Raw genomic sequence first — 4161 nt, forward strand, 5'->3', positions numbered from 1 at the left:
ATTAACAATTCTAAATCCGCGCCCGTTAAATTTACATTTGCATTTAATTCTGGTGCTAAATTCACCAAAGCAATTACTACAATTCCTGTGATTAGTAAATATCTAGGAATGAATAAAATCAAGTTCGTGAAACCACTCATATAAGCTGCTTCTTTTACCGATTTTGTAGAAAGAACACGCTGTAAATCATAACTTGGAGTTGGTCCTGCAACACTCGCGAAGAATCCTTTGAAAAGTGTCATTCCGATGAAAGCGCCAAACATTTTATAACCTTCAGTATCAATTAATCTGTTGAAAGTTTCGAATTTATCGCTCCATTGTGTTTCAAATTCCCATCCGAAGAAAACATTTTTCCATTCTGGTGTAATAACCGAATTGATCTGAATATCTGTATAATTGATGAATGCATAACCAGCGATTAAAACTCCAGCAACAATCATAATAATATATTGTACTACTTCTGTCGCAACTACAGAAAACATTCCGCCTTTAACCGTGTAAATTGTAGTTAAGAAAATGATTAACAAAGCATAAGCTTGCTCAGATGTTAAGAAAACAGAACCATTCATGTGAACCGTTAAATCCCACGGAAGAATAATCGTTACAAATTTTCCAATTCCAACGAAGAAATAAGCGATAAAACCAATTGTAGAAATAATAGCAAAAATCGCTACAATAATATGTGATGCTTTTCCTGCTTTGTCGCTTCCAAAACGAGTTAGAATCCACTCAGAACCGGTCATTACTTTTGATCTTCTAATCCAGACTGCGAGAAACATCATGACAAAAATCTGATTCCAGATTGGCCAAAGCCACATAAACATGAAACTTTTTACGCCATATAAAAATAAAACTCCAATCATCCAGGAAGTTCCTGAAACATCAAACATTCCTGAGCCATTGCTCAATCCTAAGAAATACCATTTGATTGATTTCCCGCCAAGGAAATAATCATCAAGTCCTTTTGATGCTTTTCTTGAAATCCAGATTCCGATACCGACCGAGAGTACGATATAGATTAAAATGATTGATACGTCAATAATGTTCATTAAATTATTTATTTTGAATTAGTTAGTTTAGACCCCAATTTTGGTTTGGCTGTGCTCCCATTACAAAATGAAGTACACCGCCTTTTTGCATTTCTTGGTGAGAAATGGCTGTTTTATTAAATGTTTTTCCGTTTAAAGTAGCCGATTGGATATAGAAGTTTTTGTCTGAAACATTTTCTGCTTCAATCACAAAAGTTTTTCCGTTTGGAAGATTTAAGGTCGATTTCTCAAAAATCGGACTTCCAATTTCGTATTCTCCCGAAGCTGGATTCATAGGATATAATCCCATTGAACTAAATACATACCAAGCCGACATTTGTCCGCAATCTTCATTTCCGCTTAGACCATTTGCAGTCGTATTATATTGTGTGTCCAAAATATGACGCACCCAATATTGCGTTCTCCAAGGCTGACCTGCATGATTAAACATATAAGCAATGTGGTGGCTTGGCTCGTTTCCGTGTGCATATTGTCCGATCAAACCAGAAATATCTGCTGAAACGTTGTTTCCTGTAATTTCAGAACTCTCTGTGAATAATTGTTCTAAACGTTTTGTAAATGTGTCATTTCCTCCGTGAAGTGAAATAAAATTATCTACATTATGAGGTACAAACCAACTGTGTTGCCAAGCATTTCCTTCAGTATAATCTGTGTGTTCTCTATGGTTAGAGTGTTTTGGGTCGAAAGGTTCGTTCCAAGATTTTCCATCTTCCGATTTTCCTCTCATGAAACCAGATTTGGCATCAAATAAATATTCGTAAGCTTTTGAACGTTTGGAGAAAAACTCATAATCGGCTTGTTTGCCTAAAGCTTTCGCCATTTGCGCTACACACCAATCATCGTAAGCATATTCTAAAGTGATTGTAACTGATTCATCTAATAAATTGTACGGAATGTAACCGTATTTTTTGTAGAAATTCAATCCGCGTTCGTCTTGCATCATTGTTGCTTTCATCGCTTCAAAAGCTTTTTCAGCATCAAAACCTTTAATGCCTTTCATATATGCATCAACAATAACTGGAATCGAATGATATCCTGTCATGGTATTGGTTTCATTTGCATATAAAGTCCAAACTGGAAGTATCTTTTTGGTTTCGTAATACGCCAACATTGAATTAACCATATCCGAAACTTTATTTGGATCTAAGATTGTAAGCAACGGATTCTCAGCTCTAAAGGTATCCCAAAGTGATAAAGTCGAATACGCTGTGTAATTTTTTGAAGTTACAATTTTATCATCCTCCGTTCTAAATTGTCCGTTTTTATCACTGTACGTTACTGGAGCAACTTGAGCATGGTATAAAGCCGTATAGAAAATAGTTTTTAGAGAATCGACTGGAGTTTCAACTGTAATTTTGCTTAAAGCTTTGTTCCAAACTGCAGAAGCGTCTGTTTTTACTTTCTCAAATTCTTTGTTCTCTTCTAGATTATCTTTCGCATTAGCGATACTTACAGAAGAAAGCGCCACTTTTACGCCTAATTCTTTAGAGTTTTTAGAATCGAAAAATAATTGAAGAGCAGTATTTTCACCTTCAGCGCTTTTCGCAGAAACTACTTTTTTATCTGCCGTAATAATAGATTCTGTGATTGGTTTAGAAAACTTCGCTACAAAAAATACTTTCTGATTTTTTGCCCAACCTGTACTATAACGGTAACCGCTAATAGTATTTGCATCTTCAACTGTAATAGCTGTTTTTGTTGCTTTGTCCCAATTGATAGCAAAACCTAAGTCGACAATAACAGATTGTGTGTCGTTATTATTATAGGTATACTTATGGTATGCGGTTCTTTGCGTAGAAGTTAATTCTACATTGATTTTAGGATCTTCAAGAAAAACTTGGTAATAACCCGGTATTGCTTTTTCGTTAACATGATTATATTTTGATTTATACGGTAAGAAATCGCGTGAAGCGGCTTTGGCGGTTAAGTCTAACTTTTTGTCTGTCGGCATAAATAAAATATCTGCCAAATCACCGATTCCTGTCCCGCTTAAATGTAAATGACTAAATCCAGAAACTATGGAGTCAGAATAATGATAGCCCGAACACCAGTCCCAACTAGAAATTCCATTATCTGGACTCACTTGAAGCATCCCAAACGGAACTGTTGCGCCAGGATATGTATGTCCATGGCCTCCAGTACCTATAAAAGGATCAACATAATTTGTTGCAAAACTTTGCGGATGTTTATTTTTATCTACATTTATTTTGCAACTTGCAGTAAAAATTACCGTCAGAGAAAGCAGCGTAATTTTCCTCATATCAAAACAATATTAATTTAACTTTAAATTTATACAAATTCAACTTTTACCAAAATATTTTTAGACGGACGACATTTAAACAGCTCTAAACATCAAAAAATAGTAACAAACGACATTCTTTTCTACGATTATGATTTTCAACTCCAGCAAACCTTATAGTTTACCTATACGTTATCATGTTTACTTTTGGTTGACGTATTTTGTGTTTAATACATTCCGATGGGGAAGCTATTTTAACGATTACATTTACTCTTTAAAAACTACTTTACTCGGATTTCCTATTCACATGGCATTATGTTATCTGAATATTTTGGTTTTAATGCCCTATTTGGTTTACCGTAAAAAATACTTCCTATATATAGTAACCGTATTGTCCGCTATTTTTATAATGGTGGTTTTAAAATTTAATCTCACTTATTTGCTAATTACACACAATGTCTGGCCAGAAGGTCCACAGACCATCAACACGCTTACACTCAATTACACAATAGACATGATGATGGGCGAATTGTATGTAATGACATTTGTTACAGCAATTAAAATTACTTTGGATTTCTTAAAAGAGCAAAGACGTGTTACCGATTTAGAAAAATCTCAACTAGAAACCGAATTATTGTTTTTAAAATCGCAGATTTCTCCGCATTTCTTCTTTAATACCTTAAATAATATTTATTCCCTTTCGGTAGAAAAATCAAACAAAACACCAAAGATCGTTTTAAAACTTTCTGAATTGATGCGATACATGCTTTATGAAACAAAAGGCAAAAAGCAGACTTTAGAAAATGAAATTATGTGCATTCAGAATTATCTGGATTTGGAAAGAATTAGAAACGGAGAACGTCTTGAAGTTAA

The 4161-nt window shown here is 34.3% G+C and carries 3 protein-coding genes; 1 reads left to right on the plus strand and 2 read right to left on the minus strand.

Annotation, left to right across the window (positions count from 1 at the left end; translation table 11 throughout):
• On the minus strand, positions 1-1049 hold a 1049-nt coding region (locus B3J44_RS08800), incomplete at its 3' end, for a sodium:solute symporter family transporter (RefSeq protein ID WP_414654776.1).
• A 22-nt stretch (positions 1050-1071) separates the two neighbouring features.
• Complete coding sequence (locus tag B3J44_RS08805) at positions 1072-3309, minus strand: GH92 family glycosyl hydrolase (RefSeq protein ID WP_286967863.1); 2238 nt, start codon at positions 3307-3309, stop codon at positions 1072-1074.
• 130 nt (positions 3310-3439) lie between these two features.
• Here B3J44_RS08805 and B3J44_RS08810 point away from each other — a divergent pair.
• Positions 3440-4161: sensor histidine kinase (locus B3J44_RS08810; RefSeq protein ID WP_286967865.1), on the plus strand; the 722-nt coding region annotated here is incomplete at its 3' end.

It is taken from the genome of Flavobacterium sp. UBA4854 (genome assembly GCF_002399805.1).
Classification (GTDB): domain Bacteria; phylum Bacteroidota; class Bacteroidia; order Flavobacteriales; family Flavobacteriaceae; genus Flavobacterium; species Flavobacterium ginsengisoli.